The organism is Rufibacter roseolus (assembly GCF_017916365.1).
In the GTDB taxonomy this organism is placed as follows: domain Bacteria; phylum Bacteroidota; class Bacteroidia; order Cytophagales; family Hymenobacteraceae; genus Nibribacter; species Nibribacter roseolus.
The window spans coordinates 377,162-395,055 of sequence record NZ_JAFMSU010000002.1; the positions used below are offsets into that span (position 1 = coordinate 377,162).

At 51.5% G+C, this 17,894-nt stretch carries 16 protein-coding genes; 4 read left to right on the forward strand and 12 right to left on the reverse strand.

From position 1 onward, the window contains the following. Positions 1 to 6: 6 nt before the first annotated feature. Positions 7 to 2,646 (forward strand): cyanophycin synthetase, encoded by a 2,640-nt coding sequence (cphA, locus tag J3P35_RS10515; protein WP_210464566.1) that lies wholly within the window; start codon positions 7 to 9, stop codon positions 2,644 to 2,646. Between the two features lie 192 nt (positions 2,647 to 2,838). Here cphA and J3P35_RS10520 read toward each other — a convergent pair whose 3' ends face one another. Next, a complete protein-coding gene (locus tag J3P35_RS10520; RefSeq protein ID WP_210464567.1) occupies positions 2,839 to 3,780 on the reverse strand; it encodes a hypothetical protein in 942 nt (313 codons plus the stop codon). Between the two features lie 105 nt (positions 3,781 to 3,885). Here J3P35_RS10520 and J3P35_RS10525 point away from each other — a divergent pair, with 105 nt between their 5' ends. Together J3P35_RS10525 and kdsA are read left to right on the forward strand one after the other, a co-directional pair. Beyond that, on the forward strand, positions 3,886 to 4,503 hold the full coding sequence (locus tag J3P35_RS10525) for a methyltransferase domain-containing protein (RefSeq protein ID WP_210464568.1): 618 nt from the start codon (positions 3,886 to 3,888) through the stop codon (positions 4,501 to 4,503). A 170-nt stretch (positions 4,504 to 4,673) separates the two neighbouring features. Beyond that, complete coding sequence (kdsA, locus tag J3P35_RS10530; RefSeq protein ID WP_210464569.1) at positions 4,674 to 5,486, forward strand: 3-deoxy-8-phosphooctulonate synthase; 813 nt, start codon at positions 4,674 to 4,676, stop codon at positions 5,484 to 5,486. 97 nt (positions 5,487 to 5,583) lie between these two features. Here kdsA and J3P35_RS10535 read toward each other — a convergent pair whose 3' ends face one another. Together J3P35_RS10535 and apaG are read right to left on the reverse strand one after the other, a co-directional pair. Continuing rightward, complete coding sequence (locus J3P35_RS10535) at positions 5,584 to 6,354, reverse strand: O-methyltransferase (protein ID WP_210464570.1); 771 nt, start codon at positions 6,352 to 6,354, stop codon at positions 5,584 to 5,586. Between the two features lie 29 nt (positions 6,355 to 6,383). Continuing rightward, positions 6,384 to 6,770, reverse strand: a complete 387-nt coding sequence (gene apaG, locus J3P35_RS10540) for a Co2+/Mg2+ efflux protein ApaG (RefSeq protein ID WP_149091575.1) — start codon at positions 6,768 to 6,770, stop codon at positions 6,384 to 6,386. Between the two features lie 106 nt (positions 6,771 to 6,876). Here apaG and ung point away from each other — a divergent pair, with 106 nt between their 5' ends. Beyond that, positions 6,877 to 7,539, forward strand: a complete 663-nt coding sequence (gene ung / locus J3P35_RS10545) for a uracil-DNA glycosylase (protein ID WP_210464571.1) — start codon at positions 6,877 to 6,879, stop codon at positions 7,537 to 7,539. Positions 7,540 to 7,663: 124 nt separating this feature from the next. Here ung and J3P35_RS10550 read toward each other — a convergent pair whose 3' ends face one another. From J3P35_RS10550 to J3P35_RS10590, 9 genes are all read right to left on the reverse strand, one after another. Beyond that, positions 7,664 to 8,386, reverse strand: a complete 723-nt coding sequence (locus tag J3P35_RS10550) for a class I SAM-dependent methyltransferase (RefSeq protein ID WP_210464572.1) — start codon at positions 8,384 to 8,386, stop codon at positions 7,664 to 7,666. 276 nt (positions 8,387 to 8,662) lie between these two features. Beyond that, positions 8,663 to 9,769, reverse strand: a complete 1,107-nt coding sequence (lepB, locus tag J3P35_RS10555) for a signal peptidase I (protein ID WP_210464573.1) — start codon at positions 9,767 to 9,769, stop codon at positions 8,663 to 8,665. Positions 9,770 to 9,779: 10 nt separating this feature from the next. After that, positions 9,780 to 10,499 (reverse strand): 4-hydroxy-tetrahydrodipicolinate reductase, encoded by a 720-nt coding sequence (dapB, locus tag J3P35_RS10560; RefSeq protein ID WP_210464574.1) that lies wholly within the window; start codon positions 10,497 to 10,499, stop codon positions 9,780 to 9,782. 3 nt (positions 10,500 to 10,502) lie between these two features. Beyond that, the gene (locus J3P35_RS10565) at positions 10,503 to 11,156 is read right to left on the reverse strand and encodes a DUF5683 domain-containing protein (RefSeq protein ID WP_210464575.1); all 654 of its coding nucleotides are present in this window, start codon (positions 11,154 to 11,156) and stop codon (positions 10,503 to 10,505) included. Position 11,157: 1 nt separating this feature from the next. Continuing rightward, positions 11,158 to 12,087, reverse strand: coding sequence for a ParB/RepB/Spo0J family partition protein (locus J3P35_RS10570; protein WP_210464576.1), 930 nt, complete (start codon positions 12,085 to 12,087; stop codon positions 11,158 to 11,160). A gap of 23 nt (positions 12,088 to 12,110) precedes the next feature. Then, the gene (locus tag J3P35_RS10575; RefSeq protein WP_149091568.1) at positions 12,111 to 12,890 is read right to left on the reverse strand and encodes a ParA family protein; all 780 of its coding nucleotides are present in this window, start codon (positions 12,888 to 12,890) and stop codon (positions 12,111 to 12,113) included. Positions 12,891 to 12,898: 8 nt separating this feature from the next. Next, on the reverse strand, positions 12,899 to 13,579 hold the full coding sequence (locus J3P35_RS10580) for a metal-dependent hydrolase (protein ID WP_210464577.1): 681 nt from the start codon (positions 13,577 to 13,579) through the stop codon (positions 12,899 to 12,901). Between the two features lie 841 nt (positions 13,580 to 14,420). Then, positions 14,421 to 16,244 carry a membrane protein insertase YidC gene (gene yidC / locus J3P35_RS10585; RefSeq protein ID WP_210464578.1) on the reverse strand — a complete coding sequence of 608 codons (1,824 nt, stop codon included), beginning with the start codon at positions 16,242 to 16,244 and terminating at the stop codon, positions 14,421 to 14,423. Positions 16,245 to 16,259: 15 nt separating this feature from the next. Beyond that, positions 16,260 to 17,882 (reverse strand): CTP synthase, encoded by a 1,623-nt coding sequence (locus J3P35_RS10590; RefSeq protein ID WP_210464579.1) that lies wholly within the window; start codon positions 17,880 to 17,882, stop codon positions 16,260 to 16,262. Positions 17,883 to 17,894: the final 12 nt, after the last annotated feature.

Here is a 17,894-nt window from a genome sequence, read left to right on the forward strand (position 1 = left end):
CAATCTATGAAAATCGCTGAACTACGCATTATGCGAGGACCAAACTATTGGTCTGTAAAACACCCCAAAATTGTAGTGCTCAAACTGGACATGGATGAATTTGCCGGGGTGCTCACCACCGATATCCCCGGTTTCCCTGACAGGCTGGAAACCATGTTCCCCGGAATGGTCCTGCACCGTAGCACCGAAGGCCAGGAGGGAGGCTACCTGAGAAGAGTAAGAGAAGAAGGCGTACCGCTGAGCAATGTAGTGGAGCACGTGGCATTGGAGCTGCAAACCCTGGGCGGCATGAACTCAGGCTTCGGCCGTACTTACCCCGCCCCACAGCCAGGTTTTGAATACGTGGTATTTTCTTACCAGGAAGAGAAAGCAGGGGAGTATGCGGCGGAGGCAGCCATCAGGGTCACCACGGCCCTCGCCAGAAATGAACCATATGACATTACCCCGGATGTAGAGGAACTGCACGAAATCCGCGAAGATGAACACATCGGGCCCAGTACTTATTCCATCGTCTCTGAGGCGGTGGCGCGGGGCATTCCTTATATCCGCCTGAACAAAAGCTCTCTTATTCAATTAGGCTACGGCGTGCACCAGAAGCGCATCCAGGCCACTATGACCTGCCGCACGGCTGCTTTTGCCGTGGAGATCGCCGGCGATAAGAGCGCCACCAAAGACATGCTGGCCGAGGCTGGCGTACCGGTGCCCAAAGGAGAGATCGTGTACACCGTAGAAGAACTCAGGGACGCTATCCAGTGGCTTGGGTACCCCATTGTGACCAAACCCCTGGACGGAAATCATGGCAAAGGCGCCGGTATCAATATCCGGAACTGGGAAGATGCCGTGGCTGGCTTTGAGGTAGCCCTGCAGTACTGCAAGGCTGACAAAGCCGTCATCGTAGAACAGTTCATCGAAGGCTATGACTTCCGGTTACTGGTGGTGAACAAGAAGTTTGTGGCGGCGGCTAAGCGCACTCCTGCCATGGTGGTGGGCGACGGCGCCTCTACCGTGCAGCAACTCATTGACCAGGTCAACAGCGATCCTCGCCGCGGGGTAGGCCACGAAAAGGTGCTCACCCGCATCAACGTGGACAAAGACACCTACGGCATGCTGGAGAAGAAAGGCTACACCTTGGATACCGTTGTGCCCGCAGGGGAGCAGCTCTTCCTGAAAAGCACCGCCAACCTCTCTACCGGAGGTACCGCCACCGACGTGACCGACCTGATTGACCCCTACAACGTACTGATGGCCGAGCGAATTGCCGGCACCATTGGCCTGGATATCTGCGGGATTGACGTGGTGACCTCAGATATTGCCATTCCGTTACCCGAGGCCCGCGGTGCTGTGATTGAGGTGAATGCCGCGCCCGGCTTCCGGATGCACGTATCACCTACTGAGGGCTTGCCCCGCAACGTGGCAGATCCGGTGATTGAGATGCTCTTCCCGGACAATTGCCCTTCCCGTATTCCGATCATCGCTATCACAGGTACCAACGGTAAAACCACGACTACGCGCCTCATCGCGCATATGGTGAAATCGGTGGGCTACCAGGTTGGTTTCACTACCACAGACGGCATCTACATACAGGATACACTTTTGGAGAAAGGCGACACCACGGGCTCTAAAAGCGCCGAGTTTGTGTTGCGGGACCCTACCGTAAACTTCGCGGTATTAGAGTGCGCCCGGGGCGGGATGCTGCGCTCAGGCTTAGGCTTCCAGCAGTGCGACATTGGCATTGTAACCAACGTGGCCGAAGACCACATGGGCCTCCGTGATATCAATACCCTGGAAGACATGGCCCGCGTGAAAGCCGTGGTGCCCAAAAGTGTAAGCAAAACCGGCTACGCCATCCTCAACGCCGATGATGACAACGTCTTCAACATGGCCAAGGAACTGGAATGTAAGGTGGCTTTCTTCAGTATGGACGAGAATAATCCGCGTATCCTGAAGCATGTGGCCGAGGGTGGTTTGGCGGCCGTGTTTGAGAATGGTTTTATCTCTATTTTCAAAAACACCTACAAAATACGGGTAGACCGCGTAGCAGATATTCCGCTTACTTTTGGAGGGCGCGCCAAGTTCAATATTGAGAACGTATTGGCTGCTACGCTGGCCGGTTATGTTTCCCGCTTTGAGATATCAGAGATCAAAACGGCGCTGCGTACGTTCCTGCCATCGGCCACCAAGACACCGGGCAGAATGAACATGTTCAAGTTCCCAACCTTTGAGGTGCTCGTAGACTATGCTCACAACCCGGCCGGTATGAAAGGGGTGGCTGACTTCCTGCAGAACGTGGATGCCCGCAAGCGCGTGGGTATTGTGGCTGGCGTAGGTGACCGCCGCAACGAGGACATGGTGGAACTGGGTAAAATGGCGGCGCAGATGTTTGATGAGATCATCATCAGGTCAGACAAAGACCTGCGGGGCCGCACCGCCGAGGAAATCAACCATTACGTGATCCAGGGCATTGAGCAGGTTGACCCTAACAAACCTTATAAGGTAATCGGTCAGGAAATGGTGGCCATCGCCTACGCCCTGGAGCACGCAGAACGCAACTCCTTCATCACTATCTTCTCAGAGGATATTCCGGAGGCCATCAGAATGATTGAGAACTTCAAAGTAATCCAGGACCGGAGAGTGATGGTAGACTAGTCTTTAATGTGGAGATTTGGAGATGTGAAAATTTGGAGATGATTGAATTAGCCATTTACAAATTTCCACATCTTCAAATCTCCTAATCACTTAATCTCTCAATCACTCAATCATTCATTCACTCAATCATAAAAATAGCCCCGAAACGTACCAACGTTTCGGGGCTATTTTTATGATCTGAAGTAGAAGCGGCTATTTCAACGTGAAAGATGTGGTGCCGATGAGGTAACCGTCGGCGTAGATCTCAATTAGGTGCTTGCCGGTTTTGTATGGGGTGCCTTTGGAGTAGATGAAGGAAACCTGCTGTTGGGTGTTGTCAAACACGATGTCGCGCTTGGCGGTGTAGAACTGCTCTTTGCCCTCAAACTCAAAGGTGCCGGAACCGGTAGCCAGGTTGTACAGCGCCGATCCGTCTGGCTCAATAAGGCGCATAAGGATCTCTTTGCTTTCTTTGGGGGCCACTTCGTTCTTGCCTAACCGGAACGAAAGCTTGATTTTGTCTACGCGCTTGGCTTTGTATTCTTCTTCGGTGTCTTCTTTCTCTTTGCCCTTGGCGTTAATGACAGAAACCATGATGTTCTGGGCTTCCAGTTTAGAGGCCAAGCTCACTTTTTCCTCCAGGGCTTTTTTGTCGGTGGCCAGGGTGGTGATGGAATCGGTGAGTTTGTTTTGGGTGGTTTTCAGGCCTTTTACCTCGGTGAACAGCTCTTCATTGTCATCGTGGAGTTTGGCCACTTCTTCATCTTTCTTTTTAAGCGCCAGTTCCAGGCTTTGGGCCTTCTGCTGGAAGCGTCTCTGGTCGGCTACGGTGAAAGAGCTGTTTCTGAACGAGCGGAGCTGCGCCAGGTCTGCGTTGATGGCCGCGATCCTTGACTCCAGGGAGTCGTTGGTGATGCCCATGGCGCTCAGTTCGGCGCTTTGCTTCTCATAGCTAGCCTTCAGGTCTTCGTAGACTTTGATCTGGTTCTCCAGCTCTGTGCTCTTTACTTTGATAATTTCCTTCTGCTCCTCGTTTTCCTGGGTTTTCTGTTGCTGCATGTAAATAAGGATACCGTTAATGCTGAGCAGCACAATGATGAGGCCTACTACTAACAGTTTGCGGTTGCTATCCTTTTCGGGTGTTTCAGTCGACATAGCGGATGAAGGTGGTTTAGGGTTTTTAAGGCACTACCTATTCTTACAAAAATACGTTTTCATCTATCCTTTGCAAATAAGAGGGTAAAATACTTACTTCCGGGCATGAGTGAAAAAGACAATTTAGACCACGCGTATTGGGAGCAAAGGTATAGGCAGAATAACACCCAATGGGATGTAGGCGATATCACCCCGCCAATAAAGTCCTATATTGACCAACTGCCGGATAAGGGTATCCGTATCCTGGTGCCGGGCGGCGGCAACGGCTACGAAGCCGAGTACCTGCACCAGAAGGGTTTCTCCAATGTCTTCCTCCTTGATTTCGCGGCATCACCGCTGGCCAACTTTCAGGCTCGGGTACCGTCTTTTCCTTCAGACCATTTACTGCAGGAGGATTTCTTTCATTTAACGCCGGGCCAGTATGATCTGGTATTGGAGCAGACGTTCTTTTGCGCCCTGCCCAGAGAAATGCGCGCCAGTTATGCCCGCCAGGTTTTCGATGTGCTTAAGCCGCAGGGCAGGTTGGCTGGGGTCCTTTTCTCCGAGGAATTCCAGAACCCTGGTCCGCCGTTCGGGGGCTCGGCCATGGAGTACCAGGCGTACTTTGAGCCGTATTTCCAGTTCCTACGCTTTGAGCCTTGCCTCAATTCCATCAAGCCACGGCAGGGAAGGGAGTTGTTTATAGAATTGGAGCGCCGACCCAGGCCGCAGTTTATCGCGTAGAATTCTGTACTTTTGAGCCGAATGGATCATCAGGCCGTAGCATCCAGATAGTTGGCGAAACTATCTAATATGTTTTGGGCCCGATTTTATTAAATCAACCCCAAAAGGATCTTTCTGTATTTGTTGAGTACTTCTAGAAGCTAATTCTCAAGACCTATTCTTTTTACCATATGACGATTAACATTCCCAAACTAAAGCATACAGAGTCGGGCAACTTCTTTTTAATGGCCGGCCCTTGCGCCATTGAAGGCGAGGAAATGGCCATGGGCATTGCCGAGGAGCTGGTCCGGATCTCTGACCGCCTGCAGATTCCCCTGATTTTCAAGGGATCTTACCGCAAGGCTAACCGCTCCAGAAAAGACTCTTTCACCGGCATCGGTGACGAGAAAGCCCTGAAGATCCTGGCCAAAGTGGGCGAAACTTTCGGTATCCCCACGGTAACGGATATCCACGAGACCCACGAGGCTGCCATGGCCGCCGAGTACGTAGATGTGCTGCAGATCCCGGCTTTCCTGTGCCGCCAGACCGATCTGCTCATCGCGGCGGCCCAGACCGGCAAAGTGGTGAACATCAAGAAAGGTCAGTTCCTGTCAGGGGAGTCCATGAAGTTTGCCGTGGAGAAGATCCAGGAATCCGGCAATCCCAATGTGATCCTGACGGATCGGGGCAATTCCTTCGGGTATTCAGACTTGGTAGTGGATTTCCGCAACATCACCATCATGCGTGGAAACCAGGTGCCGGTGGTAATGGACGTGACCCATTCGTTGCAGCAACCCAACCAGTCCTCAGGGGTAACCGGCGGCCGCCCAGCCTTGATTGAGACTATCGCCAAAGCCGCCATTGCGGTAGGCGCCGATGGTCTGTTCATTGAGACCCACCCAGAGCCGCTCACTGCCCGCTCAGACGGAGCTAACATGCTGCCTCTAGCCGAGTTGGAAGGCCTGATGCGCCAGCTTATCAGAATTAGAGAAGCTATTCGTTAGAAAAGAGGATACCCCCGGCGAGAATAAGAAAACCTGTTTAGGGCTGTTTTGCAGAAATCAGCTTCTAAACGGGTTTTTGATTTTTATAATAAGCGAATCAGAACCTTAAGGTGAAATGCTGTTTGGGTTGGTTTGTCCGGAAGAAAACCAAGCCTAGGTAAAAAAGGTCTACAGTGACCAGTACCTGCGGGTGCTGCTTTATTTTTTGCCAGGCCTGAGCCATCTCGCCTGACCAGTAGATGTCATCCAGGACAAAGACGCTGCCTTCGTGGGCTTTGGCAAGGCAATCTTCAAAGTACCGCACGGTAGGCTCGTACCGATGATTTCCGTCAAAGAATACAAAATCCACTTTGTCCAGGCTGGCTAAGGTTTGGGAAAGCGTCACATCCAAATTGCCCTCTACCAGTTTTACCTTCTCCAGTCCAAGCTTTTTGAAGTTTTTCCGGGCCTCCGCGGCAATGGCAGGGCAGCCCTCAAAGGTATACAGGTCAGCAGTTTTACGGGCCAGGCCCAGATAGCTGGTAGTCAGCCCCAAAGAAGTGCCCAGCTCCAGAATGGTGGCGGGTTTGAAGTGGTTGGCCAGCCGGAACAGCAACTGCCCTAGCCGCGCAGGCTTGGCGGCGGTGCGGGCAATATCGGCTATCTTCCGCTGGCGGGTAGCGCTGGTGTGGGAACCGGCGCCAAAGTCGGTGACCTGCAGCACCGTCTGGTTTTGCAGCAAATCCTCGCGCAGGCTTTCCACGGCGTCATAGGCAGGGAAATGCCCCTCGTGATGGATGATGTGACAATAGAGGTTGAAAACGAAAGGGGAGTGCAGACCATGCGCATTCCCTGAACGCCACCAGAAGGAGGCGTACCTGTAGATCATGGCGGCGTGCTGCAAAGCCAGAAGCGGGATTAGTTTAACTTATAAGGAATAATGAGGGTGAACTCCGGGATGGTCACGTAGAACTGCCGGCCGTCTACCAGCCGCTCCATGAGGTAAGTACCCGCCATTTTCCCGATGCTGGTTTTGAGGTTACAGCCCGAAACGTATTGGTGGCTCTCGCCGGGTTCCAGCACCGGTTGCTGGCCTACCACACCTTCACCCTCCACCTCGCGTACCTCGTTGTTGGAATCAAATATGTGCCAGTGGCGGCGTAATAACTTTACCGTAAATTCGCTGTTGTTCTGGATAGTGATCCTGTAGGCGAAGACAAAGTGCTGCTGGGCCGGACTGGAATAGTCAGGGAGATAATTTGTCGTGACGTTGACAGTGACTCCTTGGGTTGTTTTCGTATCCATGCGTGCCTTATTTTGGTATATTGGGAACAGGCTTTCTGGCCATTTAGTTTGACCAGCCGGATTCTAAAGTAAAAATACGCAAAAACCGTTAACCTATACCTCCCTTATGCAGGTAAAAATTGAAAGTAGCTGGCAACAGGTACTCCATGATGAGTTTGAGAAACCCTATTTCCAGAACCTGATTGAGTTTGTGAAATCGGAATATAGTACTACAGAAGTATATCCGCCGGGCAAGCAGATTTTCCATGCCTTTGACGAATGCCCCTTCGACCAGGTGCGCGTGGTCATCCTGGGCCAGGACCCGTACCATGGCCCGCGGCAAGCCAACGGACTTGCTTTCTCAGTGGCTGAAGGAATCAGAACGCCACCTTCTTTATTGAACATATTTAAAGAGATAGAGGCAGACCTTGGTAAACCCATTCCGCGCTCGGGGAATCTGGAGCGCTGGGCAGAGCAGGGGGTATTGCTGCTGAACGCCACGCTCACGGTACGTGCGCACCAGGCCGGGTCCCACCAGAAGAAAGGCTGGGAAGAGTTCACCGATGCCGTTATCAAGAAAGTCTCTGACTTGAAAGAAAATGTGGTGTTCCTGTTGTGGGGCGCCTACGCGCAAAAGAAAGGTCTCATCATTGATGAGAAAAAGCACCTGGTGTTAAAGGCAGCCCACCCATCACCTTTCGCCGCTGACAAGGGTTTCTTTGGGACGAGCCATTTTAGTAAAGCCAACGCCTATCTGCGGGAGCACGGCCTACCTGAGATTGACTGGTAAAAGCTAAGCCTGTTTTCAGGCTGATTTTTGCAAATCAGCCTGAAAACAGGCTTTTGAGTTTGATCCAAACTGGTCTCTCGCAAACACCTCAGACCCCAAACTTTGACCGCAGCTTTAGGGTCTGCTACTTGATAGCGCCAAAAGCTGCAAAGCAAGCGTTTTTGTGCAGAATCTCGGTGTGTTTGAATCCTACTCTGCGTAAGAGGTCAAGTTGAAAGGTGACTGAGCGCGGGGAATCTTCTTTTTCAATGTAGGCCAGCACATGGTCTCTGTAGTCTTCTCCGCCTACACCCGTTAAGTAATCTGCATAGCGGCTCCAGAAAAGTTGGTGGATACCAGGATCATCATGCACTACCAGGTCTGAAATCCAGAAGGAGCCACCGGGGGTGAGCAAGTTGTAGAGTTTCTGGAATACAGCTTCCCACTCGGCCTCCTCCCTCAGGTGATGGAGTACGGCCCCAGCCAGAATGATGTCAAAACGTTCCTCTTGCAGGTTTACTTCTCTGATATCTCCCTGAATCGTTGTTATTTCCCCCTTTGTTTCTGGCTTAACCCGTTGTTGTGCCCTTTCCAGCATTGGGTAACTGAGGTCCAGCAGCGTACAGTTGAGATCTGGTATTCTGGAGAGCATTTTCAGGGTGAAATTACCGGCGCCGCAACCAAGGTCCAGCAGATGGGTTGCCTTTGGGGTGGCATACTGGGCAGCGGCCGTCATTAGTTCCAGACAGAGCGGGGCGTCAATGGTGGAGAGTTGCCCCGTGTCTAAGTTGGAGAAGCGATCTACATCCTGGTTGAATCTTTCCTCTATCTCTTTCGGGGAGGATTTTTCATGTAATGCTATGGTCATCGCAGAAGATTTGAATGGTACAGCTGATTATAGTATACCAGTACAATCTACAATTTTCAAGCTATAAAGAGCACCGTTTCTCTCCTTGTTTCTAAAAATCAGCCCTAAAACGGAATGCCCAACTTAGGTGAACCGCCAATGAGGGAAAAGTTGGATAAACCAGTAAGAAAGGTGCCAAAGAAAAACCCCTCCTTAAGCACTCAATTGTTGAGATCACTTTAGGAGGGGTTTTCAATTCAGGGTTACTTTATTTCAATAATCCCAAAGGTTAATGAGTTATTCAATGCCTTTGAAGATGCGGCTCCAGCGGATTTTGTTGAACAGGGTCTCTGTAGGGTCAGCAGACATCCAGATCAGGACGGCCTTTCCTACCACGTGGTCCTCGGGCACAAAACCCCAGTAGCGGGAGTCTTCAGAGTTGTGGCGGTTATCGCCCATCATCCAGTAGTAATTCTGCTGGAAGGTGTATTTTTTGATCTCTTGGCCTTTGATCAGGATTTTGTCATCTGAGACAGTCACTTCATCTTTGCCAAAACCTTCGTATTTCCTGATGGCCATCTCGTAAAAAGGAATGGTCTGAGGGGTGATGTTCACCGTCATGCCTTTCTTGGGGATGATAAAAGGGCCGAAGTTGTCTTTGTTGTAAGGGTACATAGACGGCTTGAACGGGAAAACATCTGCCCGCACAGAGCCAATGCTGTCTTTGTACAAAACCACTTCTTTGATGAAGTCAAAGCCTTTGAGTTTGGCCGCCGTTGCCGGGGTGGTATGCACAACGTAACCCACGCCCCCGAAAGCCTCCTGCACATCTGTGATGTCGTTCTCCTTGAAAAACTTCTCGTTGATGGGCGTGGTGGTAAGCAGACCGTAGGCGTACTGCACTCTTTCCGGCTCAGGTACCAGTTGGTCATTAATGTACACCTGCATGTCCTTCATCTGGATCTTATCGCCGGCAATACCAATGCAGCGTTTAATGTAATTCATCCGGAGGTCAGTGGGGTGGGCCACATCGGCAGGCCAGTTGAACACCACCACGTCATTGTTCTTCACGGTGGAAAAACCGGGCAGGCGGTAAGATTTCAGCTGGATGGCATCTGAGTAGGAGGGAATGTTGGTGCCCCAGATGGTTTGGTGCGTCAAGGGCACCTGCAACGGTGTGATAGGCGTGCGAGGCCCGTAGTGCAGTTTGCTCACGAAGAGATAGTCTCCCACCAGCAAAGACTTCTCCATGGACGGCGTAGGAATGGTGTAGGCCTCAAAGGTAGCCCACCTGATTAAGGTGGCCGCTACAACGGCAAAAAGAATGGCGTCTCCCCATTCTCTAAAAAAGCCTTTCTTCTGTTTGGGCTTGGTTTCTTTCTTGGTCCAGAATCGGATACTCATGTAATCAAGGTTAGAGTTGTAGCAGATCAGTCATGCCGTAAATACCTGGCTGGCGACCGGGCAACCACTCAGCGGCCAAAAGAGCGCCAGAGGCAAATCCTTCCCTGCTGTGGGCAATGTGGTGTAACTCAAAGGTATCGTTTTCTGAGGTGTATTGCACAATATGTGTTCCTACAACTTCACCTTCGCGTTCAGAGACCACACCCAATAAGTTAGGTTCCTGTGACACGTCATTGATCCAACCCTGTTTCTCTGGAAAGTGCTTCAGAATACCATCGGCAATGGAAAGCGCGGTTCCGCTGGGTTTGTCCAGCTTGTGCACGTGGTGAATCTCCTTTACCTGTACGTTATACTCTGGGTACTGCTGCATTTTCTGGGCCACGTACTCGTTGAAGTGGAAGAAAAGGTTCACGCCCACGCTGAAGTTGGAGGCGTAGAAAAGCGTACCCTGCAGTTCCTGGCATTTGGCTTTCACCTGTGGCAGATGCTGCAACCAACCGGTGGTGCCTACTACCACCGGAATTTTTTTCTCAAAGCAAGTGAGGATATTGCCCAAGGCCGCGTCTGGGCTGGTGAATTCAATAGCCACGTCTACCTGGTCTGCGGTATAGCCAGAAAGTTTATCGGCGTCATGTACGGTGAGAGCTCCTACTATTTCATGGCCTTTGGCTACAGCAAGGCGCTCAATAGTTTGGCCCATTTTGCCGTAGCCAATGAGTAATATGCGCATAGTTTATTTAAGGTTCAGTTGGAGGGTAAGGCCTGCCGAGTAGGAGGTGGTACCGCCCATGTGCTGAAGATTGGGTTTTAATTGAAGGGAAAGCTCCTCGCTTACGTCAAAGGCTTTGAGGTGGGCATCTACGTGCGCCTCCATAATGTTCAGGCCCCAGGCCACAACCCCCAGGATGATGTCCAGGTCACGGTACTTCCGGAAGAAATCGCGGGAGCGACGCAGGTTAAGGGTGCCCTGGTTATTGGCCAAGTCTGCCGAATACACACCGGTGGTGTTGGCGTAAGCATCTACGGTGGTGGAGTCACCGTCCAGCCTTATCCGCAGTGCCTTGGCAAAGTCCTGGTACTTGCGGTTGTTGTCATAGATGAAGAACCCAATGACCCCACCGGCGGCGTACACCAAAGGAATTTTCCAGTAACTTTTATTGTAGGCCTGGCCCAGGCCGGGCAGCACCGCAGAATAGAATGCGGCTTTGGCAGGGCGGCTCCATTGGCTGATGGGTTTCCATTTCCGGGTGGTATCTGGCGCCTCCACCGCTGCCGGGGTAGCCACCCGGGCGGAGTCTGCCCCGGTGGTCACCACCTGCGCGGTGCTGGTGAGGCTAGTGCCTAAAGAAATACCCACAAAGAGAAACAGGGCCGCGAGCTGCCGCATGTTAGGCGTAGTTTAAGATTTCCAGAATACGGTTGAGCTCATCTACAGACACAAACGGGATTTTAATTTCCCCTTTGCCTTCAGCAGAGGCTTTCACGTGGATGCGGGTGCCAAAATAGGAAGACAACCTGGATTCCACACGTTTCACTTCATTCTCAAACGGATGCAGGTCTAATTTCGTCTGTGGGTCTGGTTTTTTGTTCGCCAGGTTGATATTGCGCACCAGTTCCTCCACTTTCCGCACAGACAGTTCTTCGTTTACAATCTTGCGGTATACCTCCAACTGCTTGTCCACGTCCTCAATGTTGATGACGGCGCGGGCGTGGCCCATGGAGATGAGGTTGTCCCTGATCCCGATCTGGATATCTGGCGGTAATTTGAGCAGACGCAGGTAGTTGGTAACGGTGGTCCGTTTCTTGCCTACACGCTCGCCCAGTTCCTCCTGTTTCAGGCTACACTCAGAAAGCAGGCGCTGGTAACTCAAGGCAATCTCAATAGCGTTGAGGTTTTCCCGCTGGATGTTCTCAATCAGGGCCATCTCCAGCATCTGCTGGTCATCGGCTTTGCGGATGTACGCCGGAATGGTTTCCAGACCAGCCATTTTGGCGGCCTGGTAGCGGCGCTCCCCAGAGATCAACTGGTAAGCATCGGCGCTTAGCTGACGAACCGTGATGGGCTGGATAATGCCTTGGATGCGGATAGACTCAGCCAATTCTTCCAGGGCCACTTGGTCAAAGTGGGTACGCGGCTGGAAGGGGTTGGTCTCAATCTGGTTTAAGCTGATATCTGCGATGGTGTTGGCAGCGTTAGGGGTGGATGATGTTGATTCTGGTTGTTCTGCTGGGGCTTTACGATCATATTGCCCCGTGATAAGGGCATTGAGGCCTCTTCCAAGGCCCCCTGCTTTCTTCTTGGCTGAATTATCAGACATGTAAATATTTTAGACTAATGGTACTATTGGGCAACTGCCACACCGTTCTTCTCCACAATTTCACGCGCCAGGTTCAGGTAGCTGATGGCTCCCTTACTTTCCGCGTCGTGGAGAATGGCCGGCACTCCAAAACTAGGAGATTCACTCAACTTCACGTTTCTAGGGATGATGGTGTCAAACACCATCTGCTGGAAGTGCATCTTCACTTCCTCTACCACCTGGTTAGACAGGCGCAGACGCACATCGTACATGGTCAGCAGCAGACCTTCAATCTCCAGGTCTGGGTTCAGCCTTGACTGGATGATCTTGATGGTGTTCAGCAGCTTGCCCAGACCTTCTAGGGCGAAGTACTCACACTGCACCGGAATAATCACCGAGTCTGCAGCAGTCAAAGAGTTCACCGTGATAAGGCCCAGGGAAGGAGAGCAGTCAATGATGATGAAATCATATTTCTCCTTCAGCGGCACCAACACCTGCTTCATCTTCTCCTCGCGGTTAGGCAGGTTAATCATCTCTACCTCAGCGCCTACCAGGTCAATGTGGGAAGGGATGAGGTCCAGAAAATCAATAGGAGAGGTCAGGATGATGTCCTCGGTTTTCACGCCGTCCACCATGCACTCATAGATGCTGTTCTCAATGTCTTTCGGGTCAAACCCGATGCCAGAGGTGGCATTGGCCTGCGGATCAGCATCTACCAGCAGGGTTTTGTACTCTAATGCGGCTAAGCTGGCTGCCAGGTTAATGGCCGAAGTGGTTTTTCCCACCCCGCCTTTCTGGTTAGCAACGGCAATTATCTTTCCCATTCTTCAGGTTACAGTTCTAAAGTTTGACCAATCTCCATCAAAATCAACTCCTTCTGCTGGCGCCGGGCAAGTTCCAACGCCTCCACATGATCAATTTCTATGTACGGGAAGGTGTCATAATGCATCCCGATGATTTTTTTCACATTCACGTAGTTGGCGGCTATCAGCGCATCTTCCACATCCATGGTAAAGTTGTCCCCAATGGGCATCAGCGCGAAATCCAGGTGGTAGCGGTCCCCGATGAGTTTCATATCCATGTGCAGGGCCGTGTCACCGGCAAAGTAGAAGGATTTCTCGGCGCTCTCCACCACAAAGCCTGCTGCTGATCCGGCGTAGGAACCGTCTGGCAGGGAACTTGAGTGGATGGCGTTCACCATTTTAACCGTCCCGAAGGGCAGATGCACCTTACCGCCGGTGTTCATAGGGTGAACGTTTTCAATGCCCTTTTTCTGATACCAGCTCACAATCTCAAACGTGGCCACCAGGGTGGCACCGGTTTTATTGAGCAGGTACTCTGCGTCTGCCACGTGGTCTGTGTGCCCGTGGGAGAGCAGGATGTAATCGCATTCTATGGAATCAATATCAATCTCCGAAGCCAAAGGGTTGGGGGTGATGAAAGGGTCAAACAGAACCTTGGTACCACCCATGTCAAAGAGAAAGCAGGATTGTCCGTAATAAGTGATTTTCATCTGTGTAAAGGCAAGGTAGACGATTAACTACAAGATCGAGCATACGCTTTTACAAAGATAAGGTAAAATGGAGAGAGACTTATTAACACTTTTAAGTTATTTATCCCCATTTTAGGTTAAAATCTGGCTTGGCAATCAGGTTGAATCAAATCAGCATAGTTGCTTGATCTTTATCTTCTTAGGTGCGCTGGCAAACGGTGTTAGTGAGACTATTTCTTGAGGTGGCAGGCACCTGTTTCCTTGATGTTCCACGGCTTTACAGGCTTTCTTGCTACGGGTACAGGCACCTGCCAAATTGGGTGCTGGATAATCGTTTCGGGCTCACTTTAGGGCATTCTTACATGGGAAGACAAGAGATCAGCTAAACAGGTCTGTGCTGGCTTCCCCCTTTGCAAAGCATTGCCCTAAATGCCGTTTTAAGCCCATTTACGGCAAAATAAGCTCAAAACGGTTGTCTATGCATTCTCGCTTGGAATCCGTGTTTTAGACCGCCTGAATGGCTTTCAAAATGGGTTCGTCTAGATTGGGATAGTGCGAAACCGGGAAAGTAGGGATTCCCCTCTTTGGAGTAGATAGGGGTGGTTTTTTGATCTTGGCAGAAGCCCGGCTAGAGGCTGATCTGTTTCAATGGCTTACAAGTTGATCGAGCCTTAAACAGCCCAAAACAACTCAACCACAAATCAAAATGATTGCCTTGAAGTGGGTGATTGAGTTAAAGTTGTTTTAAGTCCGTTGTCTTGTAAACAGTTGTAAAACAGGAAGGTATCGATTGGGTGTAAAGGCGTATAAAACAAAAAAAGCCCGGTACAAACCGGGCTTTTTCTCATTGGTGAAGTTGATCTTATTTGGTGCCTTTCTTGCGTTTGGCTTCTTGTTCTGCGGCTACTTTCATGGCTTCCTGAAGGCGTTTCTGGAAGCCTCCTTTTGGCTCCTTGCCTTTGTTTTTCTCCTGGTAATCCTCCAGGTTCTTCCGGATCTTGGCGTCGTCTACGAAGCGTCTGATCAAGGCCTGCTGCCCGAAGGTAACGATGTTAGAAACGAAGTAATAGAAGCTCAAACCGGCCGGGAAACTGTTCAGCACGAACATGAAGATCACCGGCATGAGGTAAGAGTAAAACTTCATTGGGCCCTGCACGGTGCTCACCTGGTTGTTAGACCATGTGTACAGAATGGTAGAGGCAGTCATCAGAAGCGTGAACATACTCACATGGTTTCCATAGAACGGGATAGTGAACGGCAGCATAGCGAATACATCGTAGGTGCTTAGGTCGTGCGCCCACAGGAACGGCTCCTGGCGTAACTCAATAGAGTTAGGGAAGAAGTTGAACATCGCGAACAAGATAGGCATCTGCAGCAACATAGGAATACAGCCGCTCATGGGGTTCACGCCCATCTTGGAGTACAGAGACATGGTCTCGGCCTGCGTCTTCTGCATGTCGCCGTCGTTCTTCTCTTTGATGGCATCAATCTCCGGCTTCAGCACCTTCATCTTGGCCATGGAAATATATGACTTGTACGTCAGCGGGCTCAGGAGCAGTTTGATGTAGAGCACCAGCAGGATGATGATGATGCCGTAAGAAGGCACAAAATCCTCCAGAAAGTCAAACGCCGGGATGATGAGGTACTTGTTCACGTAGGAGAAGATGCCCCAGCCTAGTTCCAGGTTGCGGTCAAAGCCTTCTGACACGTTCTTCAGCACATCGTAGTCATTCGGGCCGAAGAAGTAAGTGAAGTTGGCTTTTCCGGTCAGAGCATCGGCTGCCGGAATGGTCAGCTTGGACCGTAGGGTTTTCACCTGCGTGGTGTCTGCATCGTTGGGTTCAACCGTTAACTCAGCATTGGCGAAGCTGTTCTGCGCGATGATGGCGGCGGTGAAGAAGTTCTGCTTGTTGGCCACCCATTTCACCGGCTCCTCCAGTTTCTCCGTCTCGGTCTCCGTGGCGCTGGCTGAAAGCTTGTCAAAACTCTCGTCGGCGGTGTAGTAGTTGATGGTGGAGTGGCTGCGGTTCTGCTTGATGTCTTTCTCCAGGCGCTTCAGCTTGTCGGTCCAGGTAAGGAGGATAGGCTGCTGGGCTATCAGGGCTTCCATGCCTCTGAAGTTCAGCTGGTATCCAACCTCGTAAGAATCGTCCTGCAAAGTGTACACCTGCTCAATAGATTGGCCTGGAGCCACCTGTGCGGTGAAGGTGATGGCCTTGGCCGGTTTTTCGTTCACCGTGAGGTTAGATACCGCCGATGGCTGGAAAAACAGGTCTGACAAACGGATGGTTTTGCCGTCTTTGGTCTGGAAGCTGAATTCCTGCTGGCTTGTCTGGGTGTCAAACAGCACCAATGGCTTTTTATCCCAGGTTTTGTAATTCTTAAGCTCTACTTCCTCTACTTTACCTCCCTGGGTGCCCAGAGACACGCGAAGCACTTTGTTCTCCAGTAAGGTGGTCTGGTTCTGTCCGGTAGCCAGCGCCCCGAAGGCCCCTAGCTGTGCCGCACGCTGGGCGTTGGCCAAAGAATCATTTACCGGTGTCTGGTTTGGGGTTGCCGCGGCGGCGGTAGTAGACTTTGTTACTTTTTGCGCCGGTTGTTCTTCCGGCCCTTTCATAAAGAAAATACTGTATACCAGTATGAGAATGGCAATCAGGCCCATGCCTATTGCTGAATTTTTATCCATAAGTGATAAGAAGGGTTATTTGTTTTTGTTTTTAGACTGGGTAATGGCGGCCTTGATGAAGCGCACGAACAGTGGGTGCGGGGCAAGCACCGTGCTTTTCAGTTCTGGGTGGAACTGGGCGCCCACAAACCAAGGGTGGTTCTGCAACTCAATCACTTCCACCAGGCCGGTGTCTGGATTGATGCCCGATGCCACCATACCAGCCTCCTCAAAGGCCTGCAGGTACTGGTTGTTGAATTCATATCTATGCCGGTGACGCTCTGAGATATGGCTTTTCCCGTAGGCGTGCTGGGCCTTGGAGCCTCTCTTCAGGTCGCAGATGTAAGAACCCAGGCGCATGGTGCCGCCTTTCTGGGTTATGTTCTTCTGCTCCTCCATCATGTCAATAACAGGATAGGGAGTGTTAGGGTTCATCTCAGTGGAGGCGGCGTCTTTCAGACCCAGCACGTTGCGAGCAAACTCCACTGCCGCGCACTGCATACCCAGGCAGATCCCGAAGAACGGAATGTGGCTTTCGCGCACGTAGCGGATGGCCTCCAGTTTACCCTCAAAGCCACGCTCGCCGAAGCCAGGGGCCACCAACACCCCGTTCATGCCTTCCAGGTGCATGTGCACGTTCTCGGCGGTGATGAACTCAGACTGGATGGATTTCAGGTGTACTTTGCACTCGTTCGCTGCGCCCGCGTGGATGAAAGACTCTATGATGGATTTATAGGCATCCGGAAGCTCCACGTATTTTCCTACCAGGGCTATGCTGACTTCCTCGGTGGGGTTCTTCAGGCGGCCCAAAAATTCTTTCCAGGAGTCTAGGTTGATGTCCTGGCGGCTGGTGAGTTTCAGTTTCTTGATCACGCGCTCGTCCAGCTTCTCTTTTTTCATGAGCAGCGGCACGTCATAGATGGTCTCGGCGTCCAGCGACTCAATCACGGCGTTAGGGGCTACGTTGCAGAACAACGCGATCTTGCGGCGCATCTCAGAAGGAATAGGGTGCTCAGAACGGCATACCAGGATGTCTGGCTGTACGCCGGACTCAGACAGGGCTTTCACCGAGTGCTGGGTTGGTTTGGTCTTGAGTTCGCCGGCGGCTTTGAGGTAGGGAAGCAGGGTGAGGTGAATCACCACGGTGTCATTGGGGTTCAGGTCCCAACGAAGCTGGCGCACCGCCTCAATAAAGGGTAAAGACTCAATATCGCCCACGCAACCGCCAATCTCGGTGATGACCACGTCAAACTCTCCGGTCTCGCCCAAGGCCAGCATGCGGCGCTTGATCTCATCAGTGATGTGGGGTACCACCTGCACGGTTTTGCCCAGGTACTCACCTTTGCGCTCCTGCGTGATCACGTTGTGGTAGATCCGGCCCGTGGTCACGTTGTTTGCCTGCGAAGTGGGGGTGTTGAGGAAGCGCTCGTAGTGGCCTAAGTCAAGGTCGGTCTCGGCGCCGTCTTCGGTTACGTAGCATTCCCCGTGTTCATAGGGATTCAGCGTACCCGGATCGATATTGATATAAGGATCGAATTTTTGGATGGTTACAGAGAAACCTCTCGCTTGCAGAAGTTTAGCCAAAGAAGCGGAGATAATGCCTTTTCCTAGTGAAGAAGTAACACCTCCCGTAACGAAAATGTATTTAGCAGAAGCCATAAGTTGAGTTTG